The sequence below is a fragment of the Flavobacterium sp. ZB4R12 genome (assembly GCF_048276375.1).
GTDB lineage: Bacteria > Bacteroidota > Bacteroidia > Flavobacteriales > Flavobacteriaceae > Flavobacterium > Flavobacterium gawalongense.
In genome coordinates this window covers 1-1,684 of the sequence record NZ_JBLNKS010000047.1, presented here as the reverse complement: position 1 = coordinate 1,684, position 1,684 = coordinate 1, and the positions used below count along the sequence as shown (strand labels likewise).

General features: G+C 33.9%; 2 protein-coding genes. Both read left to right on the top strand.

The annotated features are described in order from the left end of the window. On the top strand, positions 1 to 412 hold a 412-nt coding region (locus tag ACNO7W_RS16320; protein ID WP_417938920.1), incomplete at its 5' end, for a tetratricopeptide repeat protein. Between the two features lie 549 nt (positions 413 to 961). Beyond that, positions 962 to 1,186, top strand: coding sequence for a hypothetical protein (locus ACNO7W_RS16315; protein ID WP_417938919.1), 225 nt, complete (start codon positions 962 to 964; stop codon positions 1,184 to 1,186). The last annotated feature ends 498 nt before the right edge of the window (positions 1,187 to 1,684 follow it).

Here is a 1,684-nt window from a genome sequence, read left to right as displayed (position 1 = left end):
TTTACGCCGGAATAGGTGGTACAGTTTGCGCCGGAACGGGTGGTACACTTTACACCGGAATAAGTGGTACAGTTTGGATTGGAATAGGTGGTACAGTTTGGGGTGGAATACTCAGTTACTATATAAAGCGGAAAAATTAGATCAAAACAATGCTGAAATATATTTTCTTAAAGGTTGGGTTAATAATCATTTTGATTATTACGATACTGCTATTATAGAAATTAACAAAGCAATAAAACTGAAACCAAACTATCCCGATGCGTATTATAATCGGGGCTTTGCAAAATTTCAAAAAAATGATTTTATCGGAGCTTTAGCAGATTACGACATAGCTATTCGTTTAAATCCAAATTTTCCAGAAGCTATTGAGGATAAAAGAAATTTACTAATTCTTATGAATCAAAAAACATAATTCTCTAAACTTGATTTAGAGATTTGAAAATATAACTCTTTAATATAATTACAATGGAAATTCTAATAGGCATAATAATAGTTGGGTTAGGCATTTGGTTACTAATAACACATCCCGTTATTGCGATTGCAATTGCTGTAGTTGCAATAGCAATAAAAATGTTTTCTTCAGACGACAGATTTTAAATTTATTTTCTGCTCTTCAAAGTATCCCAGCTTTTGTAAACAACACAAAACACCAAAACTCCTATTCTTTCAAAAAGTCTGGGAGTTTTTTTTAACAATCCCCAGGCTCTTCGAAGTCTCCTGACTTTAAGAAACCTGTAATATCAAAGCTCCTAGCCTTCAAAAGGCTAGGAGCTTTTTTAACAATTAGGCTCTCAACAATAACCCGAATATTTTATATCTTTGTATCTTAATTAATTAAGTAATCGGAATGATTTGTTGTCGCATGATAAAATTGATTAATTCGCAGTATCAATACTAGTTGTAACCAACTTTGAAAAAACAAAATACGGCATTATATAATGCTCATTACTTACCTATTAAAATGACCGCACTCACTGTAAACATAAAAGACATTTCTCAAATTGCAATCATCAAAAAAAATTTAAAAGCTTTTGATGTGGAAGTAATTGATCAAAACAATGAAATTACGAATCCAGAAATTATCCAAAGGTTAGAGAAACACCATAAAAACTTTCATAAATCTACCTACAGAGATGAAAACTACATCGAAGTAGATACCAAAAATATATGGGCAGATATACAATAGAAATAAACAAAGAAGCACTTGCTGATTTATCAAAAATAAAAAAGCCCGACCGCCCAGATTTATCTCCACTTCGATAGCGCAGATTTGCAATCTGTGCCCACAAACATAAGCCACAAAACAATAAAAACTACAACAATAAAGTTGTAATTTTTTTTATACTTTTAAAACACAAAACATCATTATTAATAGACACAGATTGCAAATATACGTTATCGCATGAAGGAAATTCAAATGCAGCAGAGACGCATAGCAATGCGTCTCTACGGTGACAAACAATCAATAATTGAATCCCTCACCGATTTAAAAATCATGCAACCCATTCATTTCCCTTTTGGCTCCCTCTCCTTTGGAGAGTCCCGAGGCTTCGGGATGAGGTGAGGAAATCGAGTAGGTAGGGGGATTACTCCCCCGCCCTCTCACACCACCGTATGTACTTACGTGTACGGCGGTTTCCTTAAAGTGGTTTACGATGTTTTGTCGTCTGATTACATTCCTCTT